Origin of the sequence: Paenibacillus cellulositrophicus (assembly GCF_009363095.1) — a bacterium.
Lineage (GTDB): Bacteria > Bacillota > Bacilli > Paenibacillales > Paenibacillaceae > Paenibacillus_AQ > Paenibacillus_AQ favisporus.
The window spans coordinates 596,220-614,681 of sequence record NZ_CP045295.1; the positions used below are offsets into that span (position 1 = coordinate 596,220).

An 18,462-nucleotide genomic window follows, 5' to 3' on the forward strand; every position below is an offset into this window, starting at 1 on the left:
TTGATCCATGCGCTGGTATTTCAGAGCCATCGGACCAAAGAAAATCTTTGAATTTGTTGCACTTGTCGTGTTTGTCATCTTTTTTATGGGGCCGCTGCTCAATTTGGCGATTCTGGCCTTCACAGGCAAATGGAATTATCCCGATCTGCTTCCCTCCGTTTGGTCGCTGAAATGGTGGACCTTCGTCTTTCAGCAGCAGGACATCGCCAAATCCATCGGGCTTTCCTTTGTGATCGCAGCGCTGGTGACGGGCATATCGATCGTGCTCTGCATCCCGGCGGCGTACGCATTTGCCCGGATCCGTTTTCCGTTAAGCCGGTTTTTCCTGTTCTCCTTCCTCCTCACCCATGCTTTCCCCAAAATGGGCCTGTACGTGTCGATCGCCGTGCTGTTCTATAAGTTTGGTCTGATGAACACGCTGGCGGGGGTCATCCTGATCCACATTATTAATGTGCTGATGTTCATGACCTGGATCCCGACTTCCGCGTTCCGGAACGTTCATACGGCGCAGGAAGAATCTGCGAGAGACGTCGGCGCCAGCCCGTTCCGCGTGTTCCGCAGTATTACGCTGCCGATGGCCCTGCCCGGGATTCTGGTGGCTTCGATCTTCACCTTTTTGAATTCACTCGATGAAGCACAGGGCACCTTCCTGGTCGGTATTCCCGATTTCAAAACGATGCCGATCGTCATGTATTCGATTATCAGCGATTATCCGGCGTATGCCGGCGCGGTGTTCTCCATCATTTTAACGGCGCCATCCATAATCCTGCTGGTGGCTGCCCAGCGTTTCGTCAGCGCGGACGTGCTGGCTAGCGGTTTCCAGATCAAATAAATAGATAGCGATAGATGTATTAAGGAGGTCCCTATGAACATTCAGTTATCGATTCAAAACCTGTCCAAACGCTATAAAACCGGCGATGGCGTATCGGATATCTCGCTGGACGTGCAAAAAGGAGAGTTGATCACCCTGCTCGGGCCTTCCGGATGCGGAAAGACCACGGTGCTGCGCAGCATCGGCGGTTTTCTGGAACCGGACTCGGGAGACATCTTGATCGAAGGAAAGAGCGTGGTCAAGGTTCCACCGGAGAAACGGCCAACCTCCATGGTATTTCAAGGCTACAATTTGTGGCCGCATATGTCGGTCCATGATAACCTCGCGTTTGGCCTGAAAATCCGAAAAATCAAAAAGAAGGACAGGGAAAAAGCGATTCAGGACGTGCTGGAACTGGTTCGTCTTTCGGGAGCCGGCAGTAAATTCCCTGCTCAATTGTCCGGAGGCCAGCAGCAGCGGATTGCCGTTGCCAGGTCGCTCCTGCTGAATCCCGCCGTCCTGCTGCTCGATGAGCCTTTCTCGGCACTGGATGCGAAGCTCCGGCACGAGATGCGCGAGGAACTGCGGGAAATCCAGGCCAATACCGGCCTGACCATGGTTTTTGTCACCCACGATCAGGAAGAGGCATTATCGATTTCGGACCGGATTGTCGTTATGAATCACGGCAACATTGAACAAATCGCCTCCCCCCAGGAGATCTACGATGCGCCGAAGTCGCTGTATGTGGCTCAGTTCATCGGGAAAATGAACTTCGTAAAGGGGGTGATTGACGCAGATCAAATTACGGTTGGTTCTATCCGCTTCCCGAACCCCTCCCGTCTCACGGGCAATGTCACGGTTGCCGTACGGCCGGAAGATATTATTCTGGATCAGGCCGGCGGCAGCGGTCTGCCGGGCACAGTCAAGCAAATCATGATCCTCGGGCATTATGCCGAAGTTTCCGTCGATGTACAAGGTTATGGCACCATCCGCGCCTTCCAGGCACGCGATCAAATCAATGAACTGTCTAACGGGCAGTCCGTTTCCGTTCAGTTTGCGAAGGTTATCGCATATCCGTAAGGCGTAATTGGAATCAACCAACTTTACAAACCTATAGGAGGGTTTACTTCCATGTTGAATAAGAAATCGGCATTTGCATTTGTTACTTCCTTTGTCCTTGCGGCTTCCCTGCTGTCCGGCTGCGGCAACAGTAAGGACAGTGGCGCGAGTTCGGCTGCTGAAGGTACGGGTACGTCAAGCAAACAGGTCGAATTTTCGTTTTATTATTCCGGATCACAGAACGTGGACGATTTGTGGAAAAATTTGATTCCGATGTTCGAAGAAAAGAATCCCGACATCAAGGTTAAAGCCGTGTACGTGCCGTCGGGCACCGGAGCGCAGCCGACCTATGACCGCATTCTTGCCGCGAAGCAATCCGGCAAAGGCTCGGGTGATATTGACCTCTTTGAAGATGGCCTGGGGGTGGTGACCAAGGGGCAAAAGGACGATTTATGGGACAATTTAAGCACGGACCATATTCCCAATTTGAACAACGTGGACCAAAACACACTGAACGATGTGTCTAACCTCGCGATCCCTTATCGCTCCTCGGCGGTTGTCCTTGCCTATAACAGCGAAACCGTCAAGGATGTGCCGAAAACGCTGGACGACGTGTATGAATGGATCCGCAGCCATCCGGAGCGTTTTGCTTACAACGATCCGTCGACCGGTGGTGCAGGAAGCTCCTTCGTCACGACCAGCATCTACAAATTTTTGCCCGAAGACGCGATTCACAACACGGATCCCAGCATCGAAAACCAATGGGATCAAGGGTTCTCCCTCTTGAAGGATCTGGGCAAATACATGTACGGCAAGGGCATCTATCCGAAGAAAAACCAAGGTACACTTGATCTGCTGACGAGCGGAGAAGTCGATATGATTCCGGCCTGGTCCGACATGGTGCTGGATCAACTGGACAAAGGACAGCTCCCGGAAACGACAAAAATTACGCAAATCACGCCTGGATTTAACGGCGGACCAACTTACTTGATGGTACCAAAGTTGTCCGAGAAGAAAGACGCTGTGTACAAATTCCTTGATTTTGTGCTGTCGCCTGAAGCCCAGAATGTCGTCGTCGATAAAATGCACGGCTTCCCGGGCATCAAGCTGACGAACATGTCTCAGGAGGTTCAGGATTCCTTTAAAGGCGCTTCCGAAGGATTCCGTTCGTTCAACATCGGCGATCTAGACAAAGACATTAACAAACGCTGGCAAAGCGAAGTGGCTGCACAATGAGTAAATCATTCAAAAGAGGGATCCTGGGCATTTCCATGGTCCTTCCCTCCTTTCTCGTGCTGGTGCTGATTGTCGTCATCCCGATCATTAGTTCACTCCGCGAAAGCTTGAAGAATGATAACGGCGGGTATGATTTATCCAATTACACCTATTTGTTCACGGACAAATTGATGCGCTCCAACATTATTTTCACCTTGGAAATTACCATTGTTTCCTCCATCCTGGTTTTGCTAATCAGCTATTCGCTGGCTGTGTATATGCGGTTCAATAACGGCTTTGCGGTACGATGGATCCGGCGCACCTACATGATACCGATCTTTATCCCATCGGTCATTGCGACGTACGGCCTGATTCAGCTTCTCGGCAACCATGGCTGGATGGCAAGGATCCTGTACCATCTGGGTACGGACAGCTTTCCAAGGATTATATTTGACATGAAGGGCATCATTCTCGCGAATCTTTGGTTTAATATTCCGTTTACGACGATGCTGCTGGGCTCGGCTTTGTCCGGCGTACCCGATGCAGTCATTGAAAGCGCAAAGGATGTGGGGGCCGGACGGATGAGAATCTTTTTCCGGCTCATTCTGCCGCTGACGTTCAAGACGCTGCTCGTCGCCCTTACCTTTGTATTTATGGGCGTGATCGGTTCCTTCACCGCTCCCTTTCTGATTGGACCCAATGCGCCGCAAATGCTGGGCGTGTCCATGGAGCAAATTTTCAGTGTGTTTCAGGACCGCCAGCTGGCGGCGGCCACAGCATTCTTTACCTTCCTGCTTTGCTCTTTTGTCGGATATTTCTATATCCGTTCCATGATCAAAGAAGAAAGCGTGCGTTCATCATGAATACTTTACTCGTCAACGTTCAGGGAGCTGTAACGCCGGAGTGCTCCAAGACGCATATCGCTTACCGTTTTTTTCTGGCCAAATCCGGAGGACGGATGAAAATCGACTTTTCCTATAGTCCGAAAAATCTCGAGGATCATGCCAGGGCTAGAACGCTGATTGAGCAAGGCCTTGACCGATATATCGAGGATGAACTCCGGGAACAGGCCAAGTCCAAATGGCAGTCCTACCTTCCGCTCAAAAATTTGATCACGCTGTCCGTTGACGATCCGTCCGGTCACCGCGGGGCTGCCCACCGCCATGATCCGGAGCAGCATCTGTTTATTTCCGGGCTTGAATCGTCTCCCGGTCTGAGCAAAGGGGCACTGCAAGCAGGCATGTGGACGGTTACACTGAGCCTGCATGCCATCGTGACGGACGACTGCCGCTACTCGCTGCAAATCTGGCATGAGGAGGACCATGGATGAACTGGATGGCTTGTGAGCTTCATACCCATACTTTTCACAGTGATGGAGGTCAGAGCCTGGAAGAATTGGCTGCCGGCGCAAAAGCGCTTGGATTTGACTGCATCGCCCTGACAGACCACAACACGATGTCCGGCTTATGGAATAAAGAGGCGGTTGAGCAGCAGACGGGCATGAACATCATTCAAGGCATGGAATGGACCACCTTCTTCGGTCATATGGTGACGCTTGGCGTGAAGGACTATATCGATTGGCGTCCGGTAGGTCCTGGTGACATTCACGCTGGACTCGCCCGAGTTCACGAGCACGGCGGTATCGCCGGCATGGCCCACCCTTTTCGTCCCGGCAGTCCCATGTGCACTGGCTGCTATTGGGAATTCGAGCTCCGCGACTGGAATGAGCTTGATTATATCGAAGTGTGGTCCACGACCTTTGCCCCGCTGAAAAATAACAATGCCCGCGCATTTCGCCTCTGGACCGACAAGCTGAACGAAGGTTTCCGGATCGCGGCGACTTCCGGCCGGGATTGGCACCGCCAGGAACAGACCGATGAACCGCTGTCCGTCACGTATCTGCTTATGGAAGAGCATGGAGGCTCGATCACCGACAAGGCGGTCGCCGCCCTTTCCGCTGGAAGGGCCTCCGTCACCCTTGGTCCGCGGCTCGATCTTGGCGTCCATTTCGGCGGCCAACTTTACGGCATAGGGGATGCCGTCCCAGAGGGACCTTCACCGGATCACACGATCGAACTGCAGGCAGCTGCCGATTTCGAGGCACGGAAAGAGCATTGGGAGCTGCCGGAACAAATCTATACCTTGCGCTTTCACAGCAATCTTGGTATGGTATCGGAACTCCCCTATGCTGCAGATAGCAAGGGCTGCAATGTGACGCTTTCACGCGAAGGATTGCGGTGGGTGCGTGCGGAGCTGTGGGGAACAATCCGCGGGATCCGCACGATGATTGCCTTTACCAACCCCATTTATTTTGATGAACCGGGAGGTGTGATAACCCTCAATGACTACACCATTTCCACTGATCACGGCACACAGCGGCTGTATGGATACGCTCGATAATACGCTATCCTCGATCGAGACCGGCATCCGGCTTGGTGCCGACATTATTGAAGAAGACGTCCGGGTCACCAGGGACGGGATCGCCGTGCTTGCCCATGACGATGAATGGCGGACGGAGGACGGCAGGCTCATTCATATTTCGGAAATGAGTATGGCAGAACTACAGGAGCTGGTTCTCAGCGTAGACTACGCCGGCAAATCCGGGACGATGACGATCGCAAGGCTGGATGAGATGCTGGCCAGGGTTCAGGCTGCCGGTATCACCGCGAATCTGGATCTCAAAACCGATGACAGCGTCGAAGCGGCTGCGGCGCTCATTCATCACTACAAGATGGCGGACCAAGTCTTGCTGACAGGCTGCGGACCCGACCGGGCCATGCTTGTACAGCAAACGCATCCGGAGCTTAGAAAGCTGCTCAATGTCGACACGGAGCTTTTTCTAACCCAAGAGTATACGGATGCAGTCCGTCGTACCTGTGAGGATGCAGCTGCCGCAGCTTGCATCGGCCTCAATGTTCCGTACCAGCTGGTCAGGGAGGAACTGTTGGAACAGGCTGCAGCCCGCTCGCTTCCGGTTTTCGTGTGGACCGTCAATGAGGAGACATGGATGGAACGGTTCGCAAGTATGGGAGTCGCCTCCATTACGACGCGGAACGTCGATGCTTTGGTCCGGCTCAAGAGAAGTTTGACTACGGAAACAACAAAGGTCCCGGAATAATTCCGGGACCTTTTGCTGTACGATCTCATTTTGCCACTCCATCCGCAGCGGATAAACGGAGATCTTTCGCCTTAGTCCGAATGCCGATCTCTAAATTCGAAAATATGATCGACCGCTTGCCGGTAACCACCTGATTTGCGAAAGGATTCGCCCATCCTTGCGGCGGCTTCCTTGAAAGAACCGCGGCTTAATACCAAGTCTGCCGCTTCCCGCAGCTGATGGGCAGTCAAGCTCTGCATGTCTAAGGTCATACCCGCACCGGTCCGGGCGACTTGTCCCGCGATTACAGGCTGATCCGCACTGAGCGGGAGGACAATGAGCGGTACCCCGAAGTAAAGACCTTCATGGGCACTGTTCATCCCGCCGTGTGTAATAAATAGCTGGGCGTGCTGCAGCACTTCCGTTTGCGGAACATAACTTTTGACGATGAAATGATCCGGGATGTCTCCCAAATCGGATATCGGGGTTTTACTCCCGATCGACATAACAATCGTATGATCGGAATTTCCAAATGCCTCAAAACAAAGCTTATAGAATTCCAGCGCCTGATTCATGACGGTGCCGAGTGAAATGTAGATCGGGCTTTTCCCCTGGATTTCGGAAAGGTCAAAGTCATCTTCCATGGACCGCGAAGTGATGGATGGACCCACAAATTTATACGACGGATCGAATGTATCCCCTCCCGGTTGGAACTCCCTTGCTGTATAGACAATCGTAAGTGATGCAGGGTTACAGAACGCCTCGTAAGGAGAATGGATCTCGACGCCGTATTTTTGCTGGATCATGGCCGTCAGGTTTTGATACTTATCGTTGATCGGTTTAGTGATCTCTTCAGGGACATCGTTGAAAAACTGTTCCATCATATGGTCGAAAGATGGTTTGGACTCTGCAAAAGTACTGCAAGAGCTGATGGCGGGAAGTTTAAGGATCTCCGCCAGCAAACGTCCGCAGCCGAACATGGAGTCATGGATGATATAGTCAAAATGCTCTCCCTGGATCTGTTTAAGAACGCTGGGAATCACGACATCAGCCGTCAGCAAGAGACCGTTGACCCTTTCCAGCAAATAGTTTCTTCCGCCGGAGATAAAGGCTTTGATAAATTTCTGGTCGTCAATTGTCCGTACGATCGCTCCTGCCTTCTCCAACCTTTCCCGAAAAGCTTCGATGCAAAAGTAGACAACCTCTTCCCCGCGCGAGGTCAGCTCCTGAATAACGCCAATCGTCGGATTGATATGCCCCTCCGATCCGGCATTAATAAATAGAACGCGTGCCATATTCAATTCTCCTTTCTGTATTACAATGGTAAACCCTATGTCAGTAAGCTGGTCTGTTTCAACAAGCCTCGTCTTCTTGGGCATGGTCTGCAGGTCAACCAGATGCCCCTATTCGCGTCATTAATGTATCCATCATGCGACATCGTCATGCTGAAGCGATCATCCGCAGCTTCTCCACAAACAGCAGCAGAACGAGCCCCTGGCCGTAAAGCGTTGGAAAAGTCGGGACATGATCGTAAGCCTCGACGCTACCCAGCACTGGCGTACCTCCCGAGACGCCAAGGACAGCGCCGTCCTCACGAACTTGCGTGAGAACGGCGGCGACTGCGCGATCAGCGCTGGCAAATGCCAATTCCGCAGGAATCCATCCGGCGCGTGCCGCTTTGTACAATCCGCAGGCGATGCCGGCGGAACCCGACGTCTCCTCATAAAAGTGGGGGCGGTCCAAGACCGTCGGCCACAAGCCGCTCTCATTTTGACAGCGGACGAGCGCCTCGGCTAATCGCGAATAGCGTTCGCGGAGCTCGCCGATCAGCTTCATGTCGCCGCACAGTTCGCCCGCCTCTTCTGCAATCATGGGCACGCCAACGGCGATCCAGGCGTTAGCCCGATTCCACCGTGCGGCCGACATCCAATCCCCCGTCTCGCCGTTCCAACCGTGGAATAGCATCCCCGTCTCCTCGTCCTGCAGCGTCTGAAGGTGCAGCAGCGTCTGGTTCATCGCTTCTTCCGCAAGCACTTTACTCCCTGTTAACCGGGCCGTCCGGGCCAAGAAGAGGATGGCCATGAAGACGGTGTCCGCCCATACCTGCTCGCTAAACGAGGCGCTCTCGGTGACGGTATGCTCAAACGCACCATTCCTTGTCCGGGGCGCCTCCTTGACTAACCAAAGCGCCATCTCCTCTGCCTTGTCCTTGTAGAAGCGGTTACCGGTCTGCCGGTAGAGAAAGGGGAATATCGCGTAGGGTGCGAGTGAGTTAATGACCTTTATCTTCTCGGACCCGCCAATGTTTTGCTCCGTCCAGACCTCCACTGCCTGTATCATCCCTTCCGCTCCGCAGAAGGCTCCATAATCGGCTGCCGCGATTAAACCGACCCCCGGATTCCAATCCCAGCGGTTCCGTTCCATCGCCCATTCAGCCCATTCGTGTCCGCCCCAGCTCTCCGGACTGCTGAACATCAGATAGCGGTAGACGCGGTCCGCCGCAGCCTTCAGGTCCGTTTGCTCCATTTGCATTCCCTGATCGCTCCTTTATATGTAGTTGTTTCGATAGTCTGTAGGGGTCAGTCCAAACTGCTTCTTAAACGTTTCGCGAAAATGGTCCTGGTCGACATAACCGATCCGGTCACATACCTCGTAAATCCGATTCGCGGGGTCTTTCAGCAGCCGGGCCGCCTCTTCCATACGCAGTTTGACGATCCAATGGTTGATCGTCATGCCGGTCACTTCCTTGACCAGCGCGTTTACATACTTCTCGCTAAGGCCAACCCCACTTGCAACGTCCCGAAGCGACAGATCCTTCCGCGAATAATTTTCACGAATGGCCTGGATCGCTTGTTCGACGAGCTTATTCTTCTTGAGGCTGCCGGACCACTCAGCCATTGGCAGCGTCTGGGCCAAATTAGGCAGGCGATCCCTAAGCCTTTGTTCCATAAGCTCGACACCGCGCTGTTCCTCCCGTTCCTTGTGCAGCTCTGCAACGATTCTGGTGAATACTTGCTCGATCTCCTCCGGATCGATCGGCTTCATGATGTATTCCTGCACCTGCAGCTTGATCGCCTGCCGCGCGTACTCGAATTCGTTCAGCCCCGACAGGATGATGCACCTCATGTCCGGCTTGCTGGCCCGGAACGCCTCAATCAGCTCCAGGCCATTCCCCTTCGGCATGCCGATATCGGTAAGGAGCAGATCCGGAGGATCGCGCTTCAGCCATTCGAGCGCTTCCTCTCCGTTCTTGGCGGCTCCGACGAGTTCAATGCCGAGCCGCTCCCAATCGATGGAGCGCGACAGCGTCTCCCGGACGAGTTTGACGTCCTCGGCAATCAGCAGTTTATACATCAGGCGATTCCTCCTCAGGGTCGATTTGAACATGGGAACGCAGCGGGAGTACAACTTCAACGCATGTTCCTTCGTCCACGGGCACGTATCGCAGCCCAAAGCCTGGCCCGCATTGCAGTTGTATCCGCCGATGCACGTTCAGCGTTCCATAACCGTTCTCAGCAGATGAGTTTGACGTTAATCCGTGTTCCCCCGAGTCCTGCTCCCACAGCACACGATTGCGCTCCTCTATGCTGCAGCCCTTTCCGTTGTCTTCGACGCGCAGAATAAGCGTAGTCCCTTCCGCCTGTGCGGTAATCGCGATACGGCAATCGTCCGTTCGCCCGGCAAAGCCGTGAACGATGGCATTCTCCGCAAGCGGCTGCAGAATAAAGTGAGGAATGACGATGTCGTGCAGATCGGAAGCGATATGAAACTCGGCGAGCAGATCGTCGTGCATCATTTGCTGGATGTGCAAATAGGCTTCTACCTGCTTGATCTCATTGTCCAAGGAGATCCACGTTCGGCCCCGGTTCAAACCGAATCGGAACACATTGGCAAGCGAACGCACGATCGAGCTCGTCTCCCGGTCTCCAGCCAAAATGGCACGGCAATTGATCAGATCGAGGGTATTATATAGAAAATGAGGGTTGATCTGGGCATTCAGCAGTTCCAACTGAAGCTGGCGGCGCTCAATCTCCTCCTCAAAGCTCTTCTCAATCAGGCCGTGTAGCGTAACCAGCATGGACGCGAATTTCTCGTTCAGCGTCTCGACTTCGTGGATGCCTGACTTCAATTTGGGCAGCTGCTCACGGAATGCAAGCACTTCGGGACGCTGAACAGCGTTAACTAGCCGGGTAATCGGAACGGTAACCCGTATGACGATACGCCGCAGCCACAGTCCCGCGATCAGTACGGCTGCGATCGCAGCCAAAGCGCCGATCGCCGAGATGGCAAACGTGTATCTGCCGAAGTGGCTCTTTGGAACAGCGGTCAAAAGCTTCCAGCCATTGTCCATTTTTACGCACGTGACACGGTGCACCGTCCCTTCGACTTTCGCGTCGGCCGAGCTTCCATCGCAGTTGGCCGATCGAACGAACGGAAGCCCGCCGGCCGGTTCGAGAAATGCATACCGTTCGCTGTAAATGACGCGTCCTTCTTCATCCACCAAAAGGTGAAAGCCTGATGTCAGCGCAGCGTTCTCGAACAGGCTCCGGATGCTTCCGGTATCCGCCCCGATCATGACGGTGCCGATCACGCGGCCGTCCTTGGTGCTAATTTTCTTGGTCGCCGAATAGATCATCGCTGTCCCCGAGCGTCCGGCCTTCTGTCCCCACCAGACGTTGCGACGCCCTCCGGAGATCAGATCACGATACCAGCTCTCGTTCTGCAGGTCCGTCGATTTGTAAATGCCGGTCACCGGGGCGAAGTGGTCGGTCGCGAGGGTGTACAGGCCGCTCTCCGGCTCCAACGCGACGGCGACGACATATGTCTGTTGAACGATACTGCCTGAATTGGCATCATTCAGCAGTGATAAGAGAGACAGATTCTGCAAATTCGTCTGCAGGGTGAAGAAGTCGTTGACCGCTTCATAGGGCGCTGAATGCTCCGTCTCGAGCAAATTTTCGATCGATTGGTTGGACAGCAGAAACGCGGCCATATTGTTCATCGTGTCCAGCTGATATTCCAGATTGCGGTGTACGAACTTCATCGATTGTTCCGCCATCTGACGCGTGTGTTCATTTTGCACCCGGATGAGAATGTAGCTTGCCGATGCGGCGAACAGGGCGATGACCGTCACGACCAGCGCAAAGACCGGCAGACTGATCCGGGCCAGCAAGCTGGTGTGGCGCTTATTCGTGACCATCACCAAACCCTCCCTTGCCAAATTGTTTTCCTTAAACCTCCAAGTAAATCACAATCTATAATCATCGTGGAGGGTAACGCTTTATTTAGCTTCTTCCCTCTCTCCGCCTAAATCTCCTGCAATATCGTGAAATGCTGGCGGATTTCACCCGCTGCGTTCCCCTGAAACCGAGACTTTCAAACGGCAAAGCACCTCCCCAATGCTTCCGGCATCGCCGGATTACACCAGGAAGGCTGCTGACGTTACGTTTTTACTTGCCTGCTTTTTTCTGATAGGAAGCTTCTAGTTCGCTCAAAATTTGATTGCCCCCTTGCGACTTCCACTTCTCTACGAATTCGTCGAACTTCTTGATGTCGGCACCCATGATGATTTGAGTGAATACCGAGTCACGCATCGTATCCAGCTCTGTCAGCTTGGCGATTTTCGTCGGCGATTCAAGGTAGCTGGAAGCGTCGGTGATTTGATGCTCATTGTTGATCGCGACGCCGAGTGCTTCGGAGAACCGCAGCGGCAGCGACTCAAGGTAATGCGGCCAGCCCTTCAGTCCAGGAGCGAATAGATAGCTCTGCGTGCCTCTGAAGTTGCCTTTCGGATCTTGCTGTGTCTTCGGATCGACGAGAGTCGTGTTCGTTTTAAGCTTCCCGTCTACGAGGGAATAGTCCTCGCCTTCAATGCCCCAGACGGTCAACATCTGGTTCTCCTCGGATAGCGAATCCTCGATGATCGACAGTACGCGCTTCGGGTCTTTTGTTTTAGCGCTAATAGCATTCATCTGCGAGAACGGTGCCCCCATTGGCGCAACGGCCGTACCGTCCGTCCCCAGCAGTGACCCGGTCAAAGTCAAGTATTTGAAGGGCTGATCAGCCTGATTCGGGAGAACCGTCCTTGGCCAGTTTGCCATTCTTGATCAACTCATTGGTCTCGATCTGCGTGTCGTAATCGCTGGCCGTCGACCACCAGCCCATCCAGGAGAACACCTTGCCGCTGAAAATTTTTGCCCGCAGCTGCTCTTCCTTAATCGTCGAAAACTCCTTGTCGATGAGCCCTTCCTTGTACATCTTCTGCAGAAACAGCAGCGCGTCCCGCATCCGGGGATCGATGTCATAGTTGCTGAATTTCCCATCCTTCTCTGTGAAAAAACCGGGTGTGACACCGAACGCGCCGAACACGTTGTCGAAGGAATTGTTTGCGAATTTTACCTGTCCGATCTGGGACGTATAACCCCCGAGCGGAATGACATCCGGATGCTGCTCCTTGACCCTTTTCAGCAGGTTATAATATTCGTCAAGCGTCTTTGGTACGGAAGCGCCTGCCTGCTCCATGTAGTCCTTACGCATGACCAAGTCCCAGCGATACCCCGCCCCGGGCCCGCCCTGATACGGAATTCCGTAGATGCGACCGTTCACCTTCGCCTGCTCGAACACATCCGGCGGTACTTCCTTCATAATATTCGGCGTGTCCTTTTCGTTAATGAGGTCGGTCAGATCTACGAAAGCTCCTTGCTGCGCGTATTTCTGAAAGTCATCGGCAAAATCGATCTTCGTCACGTCCGGAATGTCGCTGCTTGCCATCTTGAGATTCAGCTTCGTTTTGTATTGCTGGACATCGACCATCTCCGGGATGATCTTAATATTCAGCTTGGCCTCGATCGCTTGTTTCACCGCGTCCTTCGAAGGGTCATATGGCAGTGAAATATCCTGTGCCTTCAGCCACTTCAGCTCGTAAGGCGAATGTTCCGCAGTCGCTTCAGACGAACCTGACGGGTTTCCCGGCTCGGCGCTTGCGCTCCCGTCTCCATCGTTGTTGCTGCCGCATCCCGACAGCGTAAGCGTTCCCAAAAGTAAGGCGGCGAGTACGCCGTAACCCCAATGTTTAACTGTCTTTGACATATACAGACATCCCCCTGTAATTTCACTTAAATGGTTGATTACCCTTTAACTGATCCGATCAGCATGCCCTGTTCAAAATACTTCTGAATGAACGGATACAGAACCATCATCGGCAGCGCTACGATGACAATGGCCGCCATTTGGATTCCAATCGTGGGCGGCGGCGTTCTCCCTGCCGCTTCGAGCAATTCAGGCGGCAGGCTGGAGCTCGCGATGATGGTGCGTAATACGAGCTGCACCGGCGCTTTGTGCCAGTCCGTGACATACAGAAGCGCATTGAAGAAATCGTTCCAGTACGTCACCATGTAGAGCAAGCCAATCGAGGCAATGACCGGCATCGACATCGGGAGAACGATCGAACGCAGCGTCCTGATTTCGGATGCCCCGTCAATTGCAGCTGATTCCTTCAGACTGTCTGGAATACCTTCGAAGAAGGATTTCATAATGATCATATTAAAGGCGCTATAGGCCATGACCAGGATCAGTACGTAGTCCGTGTTCAGCAGACCTAAATTTTTGATCGTGATATACGTCGGAATTAAACCACCCTTAAACAACATCGTGAACATGAAGATCAGCATGATGATCCGCCGGCCGGGCAGCTTCTTCTCCGCCAGGGAGTAAGCAGCCGCAGCCGTGAGCAGAAGCGCTAGCAAGACACCGGCGGCTGTATTACGGATCGTCACCCCATAAGCGTTATAAATGAGAGATCCCTTCTTGAGCAAGTAGGCGAAATAATCGAAGCTGAGCGATGTCGGAAACAGCACCAGCCCGTTCTTTTCGCTGAAGATCGAGTATGGCGTTACGGACACGCATAGAACATACCAGAACGGAATCATGATAATGAGCGTAATGAGCGACAGTACGAAATAGTTGGTAGCGATAAAAATGGATTCGCCTCGAGTGAGCTTCACGATTCGGATTCTCCTTTGTCAGAAAATGCCGGAATCATTGATTCGCTTTGCGATCTGATTGGCGATCAGTACCATGGCGAAGCCGATGATTCCCTTGATGACGTCTGCCGCCGCCGCGAGACTGAGGCTGAACTGCTCGATGCCTACCCGATAGATGTAGGTGTCGAGAATGTCGCCAACTTCGAACACCATCGGGTTGTACAGGTTGAGCACTTGGTCCAAGCCGGCACTCATCAGATAGCCGACCCTTAGGATGAAAATGACGATAATCGTGCTTGATATGCCCGGGAGCGTGATGTGGATGATGCGTTGAAACCTCGTCGCTCCGTCCATCACCGCGGCTTCGTACACTTCGGGATTCAGCCCAGCGATGGCGGCCAAATAAATGATCGCTGCCCAGCCCATTTCTTTCATGGCATCGGTGACGACGAGAATAACCCGAAAATACGCAGGCTCGACGAGCAGATATACGGGCTTGCCGCCAAACCATTCGACGATTTTGTTAATCACGCCGGTCTCCGGTGAAAGCAGCAGCGTAATGATGCCGCCGTAGACAACCCAGGACACGAAACGCGGCAGATAGACGGCCGTCTGCAGTGTCTTCTTGAACCATTTGGTCCGAATTTCATTTAGCGACAGCGCTAACAAAATGGGACAGATAAATCCGCTGATCATCTTGTACAGGCTGATGAGCAGTGTGTTGCGAAAAGCGTTCAGGAACATCTCCGACGCAAACATCTCCCGGAAATGTGCGAAACCCACCCACTTACTGGCCCCGAATCCTTGGATGACGTTGTAGTCCATGAACGCGATGCTGATGCCGTACAAAGGCAAGTAATCGAACACAATGACCCAGGCCAGTGCAGGCAACAGCAAGGCGTACAGCCATTTGTATTTCCATATCTTCATTAGCAGCCGCCTTCGCGGCTTCTCCGTTCTAGCGGGAATTCCCGCAGTAACGATTTCCATCGTCCCTCCTCCATCCTTCTTACTGTCCCGGCAATCCGCATTCACCTCTCCGGTTGTACACTTGCCGCTGCGAATTTACCAGTTGCGCCAATTCATTCGATGCAAGAACGGCGGTCTACAGGATGAACACCGATTCCTGTTCCGCCGCTGCCTTCCAGAATGGAAGTGCTTACATGTTTAAGAATACCGGCTTCCTTGAAAGTGGAAAACCGGAGCGAAGGATGATAATACCGGGGAAAAGGCGGAAATCTGACAATGATTTTCTAAGATTATAGTAATAGCAGCCTGACTGAACGGCCAGCACGATATGAATAAGATATTATCGGCTGCTTCAGCTCATCAAATAAGCCATCCGCTGCAGGTTCCATTTATCCATTCTCCTTCAACGCTTGGTCTCCTCTCTTTTTTTCGCCCGAAAATAACATCTTCAACAAAGGCGGCGTAATAAGCGTCGTCAACATCACAACAATGACAACGGAGGTAAAGTATTTCTGCAGCAGCAGTCCGGACTCCAAACCCGTTGCCGCTATAATGAGAGCTACCTCACCGCGAGAAATCATTCCCGACCCGATCGCGAGCGATGAGCGGCCGTTAAACCCGGTAAGTTTGGCGCCCAGCCCGCCTCCGAGCAGTTTGGTCAGAATCGCAACAATCGTAATGACGCCCATGAACAGCAGCTGGTTAGCAGCACCTTCAAACGTAATGTTGAGACCGATGCTGACAAAAAATACGGGAACGAAGATGGAATAGGCCACCGGCTCCAAGCGGTCCTCGACGTCATGCTTGAACGGGGTCCGGGAAACGGCAATGCCCGCCGCAAAAGCGCCAATAATGGCGGCTACACCCATGAGATCGGCAAAATACGATAAGGCAAAGCACACGATAAGCGCTCCGCTGATGACGGCTTCTGTTACGCGCAGAGGTGCAAAAAACTTCAAGAACCAAGGCACCGCCAGCCAGCCGACAACGATGGCAACGACAAAAAACAGCAGCTTTTTGCCGATGAGCAGGCCAAGGGAGATGTCGTGACCGGTGCCAAGCAAGCTCATCATCACCGCCAGCAGGACGACGACGATGACATCATCTACAACCGCTGCACCCAGGATCGTTGTGCCTTCCTTTGTGTTCAGCCGGTCCATTTCTTTCAGAGTCTGAACGGATATGCTAACCGAAGTGGCACAAAGCAGCAAGCCCAGGAAAAGTCCCTGGTTATTGCTCAGGCCAAAAACAGATGCGGCTCCATAGCCGCCGATAAACGGCAGTATAATGCCTCCAACCGCTACGGCGAACGCCGACTTCCAATTTTTTCGCAGCTGATCCAAATCCGTTTCCAGACCCGCCATAAACATCAGCAGCAGGACGCCGATCTCTGAGAAGATGGATATAAATTCATTCGGATGAATCCAGCCAAGCACAGCAGGACCGACAAGAATGCCAGCAAGCAGCTTTCCCAGAACAGCAGGCTGACCTAGCCTGACGAACAAGTCCCCAAGCAGTTTGGTAGCGAGCAAAATAATGGCCAGGTACATCATAATTTCCAACATATAAGTGCCTCCTTCGGGTTTGAACTCCACCATCCATATCCGGAAAAAGGCACAAAAAGAGCCCGTCAACGACAGGGCTCTCCTACAAGAACGCAGAAAGAGCCTGTCGTGACAGGCTCCTCCGGTGTTCCGATGTATGAATTTCTTATATTATACATGATTAAATACTTTTATGCAATTTTAACAGCCAATCAATAAAGCTACCGTCTTACTAGTTTAAATAATGGAATGGTCTGATCTTAACTTGAGCTTACATGGAGTAAAATTCTACCGCGCCCATGTCTGTTCTCGCTTTTCTCCAGAGCGTTCTTAGCTTGATTCAGCGGAAAACTGGCATCGATTGACGCTTTAAGTGTCCCGTCAGCAATCAGTCCTGCAATCGTTACCGAATCTTCAGGGGTTGGAAATTTGGTGTTGAACTTAGCTGTGACGCCATGCTCTTTAGCTGCTTCTGCGGATGGCGGCTGGGTGAGTGAAACCAATATTCCGCCGCGTTTGAGCACAGACCAGGATCGGTTTTCCGTATCCCCGCCAACGGAGTCTACGATGAGATCTACATGGGGAACAACCTCCTCGAACCGGGTTGTCGTGTAATCGATGACGTGATCCGCGCCCAAGGATTTTACAAAATCGAGATTGGCTGTGGAAGCCGTACCAATCACAGTGGCTCCTTTCCACTTGGCCAGCTGAACGGCGAACTGTCCCACGCCTCCTGCTGCTGCATGAATCAGAACGGTTTGGCCGGGCTTCAGCTCACCTTCCGTAAACAATGCTTTCCAAGCCGCTTCCGCTCCAGCCTTGATCGTTGCCGCATCTTCAAAGGTTAATGAAGCCGGCATGTGGACCAATTCGTTGGCCGACGCAACAGCATATTCGGCATAGCCTCCCTTTACGTTTCCGAATACGCGATCACCCGGCTTGAATGCCGTAACTCCGGGGCCTACCGCTTCGATGTGCCCGGAAGCATAGAAACCCGGGATGTAAGGGAATGTAACTGGGAATACATCCTGAACCCAACCGTTACGAAGTTTAAAGTCCAGCGGAATTACGGCAGCGTACACGATGCGGACAAGCACTTCGCCCGTATTCGGTTGAGGCACTTCCACTTCTCCAATTTTCAACATTTCCGGGCCGCCATATTCATGGATTTGAGCTGCTTGCATCAATTTAGACATATGAACATCTCCTTAAATTTTTTGATCGATTTTTGTTTTTACTTATTCCTCTGCCGCCTCCAAAGAAGCAGCTATTTTCCGTGCCAAGGTCACAAATGTCATTTGTTCGTCTTCTGTGAGTGCTTCGGTCGTCAAGGCTTCCACCTTACTCCACGCGTCATTCACCCTGCGTTCAATATCACGCCCTGCCTGAGTGAGCGACACGATGGTGACTCTCTTATCTTCCTCGGAGCGGCTGCTTATAACCAGTCCGGCGTCTTCCAAACGACGAACCGATTTAGCGATCGTGGAGTGGTCCAAACGAGTCGACCGGCACAAGCTGTTCTGCGATCGGTGGTCCTGGTGCCACAATTGCATCAGTACGATTTCCTGGCCAGGGTACAAGCCTGCTTCCCGTAGCAGTTGGGCCGCAAGCCCGCGGTGTGAGCGCGCCATGCTGAATATCGAGAAACTTACGGGAAACTCCCTCACCGCACTGACTTCATCTTCGGGAACATCAACATGATGCTTGTTATTCTCTTTCATCTAATGATCCTCACTTTCTGTAAGGTCTGTTCTTAATATGTGGTCGTCAACATATTTGGTAACA

The 18,462-nt window shown here is 52.7% G+C and carries 18 protein-coding genes; 7 read left to right on the forward strand and 11 right to left on the reverse strand.

The window, feature by feature from the left end; genetic code table 11:
- Positions 1-7 precede the first annotated feature (7 nt).
- Genes GCU45_RS02625 through GCU45_RS02655 form a run of 7 tightly spaced genes read left to right on the forward strand, consistent with a single transcriptional unit; the run spans position 8 to position 6,203 of the window.
- The gene (locus GCU45_RS02625) at positions 8-832 is read left to right on the forward strand and encodes an ABC transporter permease (RefSeq protein ID WP_152397961.1); all 825 of its coding nucleotides are present in this window, start codon (positions 8-10) and stop codon (positions 830-832) included.
- Positions 833-865: 33 nt separating this feature from the next.
- A complete protein-coding gene (locus GCU45_RS02630) occupies positions 866-1,891 on the forward strand; it encodes an ABC transporter ATP-binding protein (RefSeq protein ID WP_152397962.1) in 1,026 nt (341 codons plus the stop codon).
- 51 nt (positions 1,892-1,942) lie between these two features.
- On the forward strand, positions 1,943-3,106 hold the full coding sequence (locus GCU45_RS02635; RefSeq protein WP_152397963.1) for an extracellular solute-binding protein: 1,164 nt from the start codon (positions 1,943-1,945) through the stop codon (positions 3,104-3,106).
- Positions 3,103-3,948, forward strand: a complete 846-nt coding sequence (locus GCU45_RS02640; protein WP_076164456.1) for an ABC transporter permease — start codon at positions 3,103-3,105, stop codon at positions 3,946-3,948. Before GCU45_RS02635 ends, GCU45_RS02640 begins: the two co-directional genes overlap by 4 nt.
- Positions 3,945-4,415: a hypothetical protein gene (locus GCU45_RS02645; RefSeq protein ID WP_152397964.1), complete on the forward strand. Its 471-nt coding sequence runs from the start codon at positions 3,945-3,947 to the stop codon at positions 4,413-4,415. The genes GCU45_RS02640 and GCU45_RS02645 overlap by 4 nt, the downstream gene beginning before the upstream one ends.
- A complete protein-coding gene (locus GCU45_RS02650) occupies positions 4,412-5,485 on the forward strand; it encodes a CehA/McbA family metallohydrolase (protein ID WP_152397965.1) in 1,074 nt (357 codons plus the stop codon). The genes GCU45_RS02645 and GCU45_RS02650 overlap by 4 nt, the downstream gene beginning before the upstream one ends.
- Positions 5,427-6,203, forward strand: a complete 777-nt coding sequence (locus GCU45_RS02655; protein ID WP_152397966.1) for a glycerophosphodiester phosphodiesterase — start codon at positions 5,427-5,429, stop codon at positions 6,201-6,203. Before GCU45_RS02650 ends, GCU45_RS02655 begins: the two co-directional genes overlap by 59 nt.
- A gap of 71 nt (positions 6,204-6,274) precedes the next feature.
- Here GCU45_RS02655 and GCU45_RS02660 read toward each other — a convergent pair whose 3' ends face one another.
- From GCU45_RS02660 to GCU45_RS02710, 11 genes are all read right to left on the reverse strand, one after another.
- Entirely contained in the window at positions 6,275-7,477 is a 1,203-nt protein-coding gene (locus GCU45_RS02660; protein WP_152397967.1) for a macrolide family glycosyltransferase, read from the reverse strand.
- Between the two features lie 145 nt (positions 7,478-7,622).
- The gene (locus GCU45_RS02665) at positions 7,623-8,714 is read right to left on the reverse strand and encodes a glycoside hydrolase family 88/105 protein (RefSeq protein ID WP_152397968.1); all 1,092 of its coding nucleotides are present in this window, start codon (positions 8,712-8,714) and stop codon (positions 7,623-7,625) included.
- A gap of 15 nt (positions 8,715-8,729) precedes the next feature.
- A complete protein-coding gene (locus GCU45_RS02670; protein WP_167527069.1) occupies positions 8,730-9,536 on the reverse strand; it encodes a response regulator transcription factor in 807 nt (268 codons plus the stop codon).
- Positions 9,529-11,382, reverse strand: a complete 1,854-nt coding sequence (locus GCU45_RS02675) for a cache domain-containing sensor histidine kinase (RefSeq protein ID WP_152397969.1) — start codon at positions 11,380-11,382, stop codon at positions 9,529-9,531. The genes GCU45_RS02670 and GCU45_RS02675 overlap by 8 nt, the downstream gene beginning before the upstream one ends.
- Before the next feature lie 250 nt (positions 11,383-11,632).
- Positions 11,633-12,283 carry a type 2 periplasmic-binding domain-containing protein gene (locus tag GCU45_RS02680; protein ID WP_152397970.1) on the reverse strand — a complete coding sequence of 217 codons (651 nt, stop codon included), beginning with the start codon at positions 12,281-12,283 and terminating at the stop codon, positions 11,633-11,635.
- Complete coding sequence (locus GCU45_RS02685; protein ID WP_152397971.1) at positions 12,243-13,271, reverse strand: extracellular solute-binding protein; 1,029 nt, start codon at positions 13,269-13,271, stop codon at positions 12,243-12,245. The genes GCU45_RS02680 and GCU45_RS02685 overlap by 41 nt, the downstream gene beginning before the upstream one ends.
- Positions 13,272-13,309: 38 nt before the next feature.
- Complete coding sequence (locus tag GCU45_RS02690; protein WP_152397972.1) at positions 13,310-14,185, reverse strand: carbohydrate ABC transporter permease; 876 nt, start codon at positions 14,183-14,185, stop codon at positions 13,310-13,312.
- Between the two features lie 18 nt (positions 14,186-14,203).
- Complete coding sequence (locus GCU45_RS02695; protein WP_152397973.1) at positions 14,204-15,154, reverse strand: ABC transporter permease; 951 nt, start codon at positions 15,152-15,154, stop codon at positions 14,204-14,206.
- A 368-nt stretch (positions 15,155-15,522) separates the two neighbouring features.
- On the reverse strand, positions 15,523-16,695 hold the full coding sequence (locus GCU45_RS02700; protein WP_152402730.1) for a cation:proton antiporter: 1,173 nt from the start codon (positions 16,693-16,695) through the stop codon (positions 15,523-15,525).
- A 242-nt stretch (positions 16,696-16,937) separates the two neighbouring features.
- Positions 16,938-17,873 carry an NADP-dependent oxidoreductase gene (locus GCU45_RS02705; protein WP_152397974.1) on the reverse strand — a complete coding sequence of 312 codons (936 nt, stop codon included), beginning with the start codon at positions 17,871-17,873 and terminating at the stop codon, positions 16,938-16,940.
- Positions 17,874-17,915: 42 nt separating this feature from the next.
- Positions 17,916-18,398, reverse strand: a complete 483-nt coding sequence (locus tag GCU45_RS02710; RefSeq protein ID WP_152397975.1) for a MarR family winged helix-turn-helix transcriptional regulator — start codon at positions 18,396-18,398, stop codon at positions 17,916-17,918.
- Between the last annotated feature and the right edge of the window lie 64 nt (positions 18,399-18,462).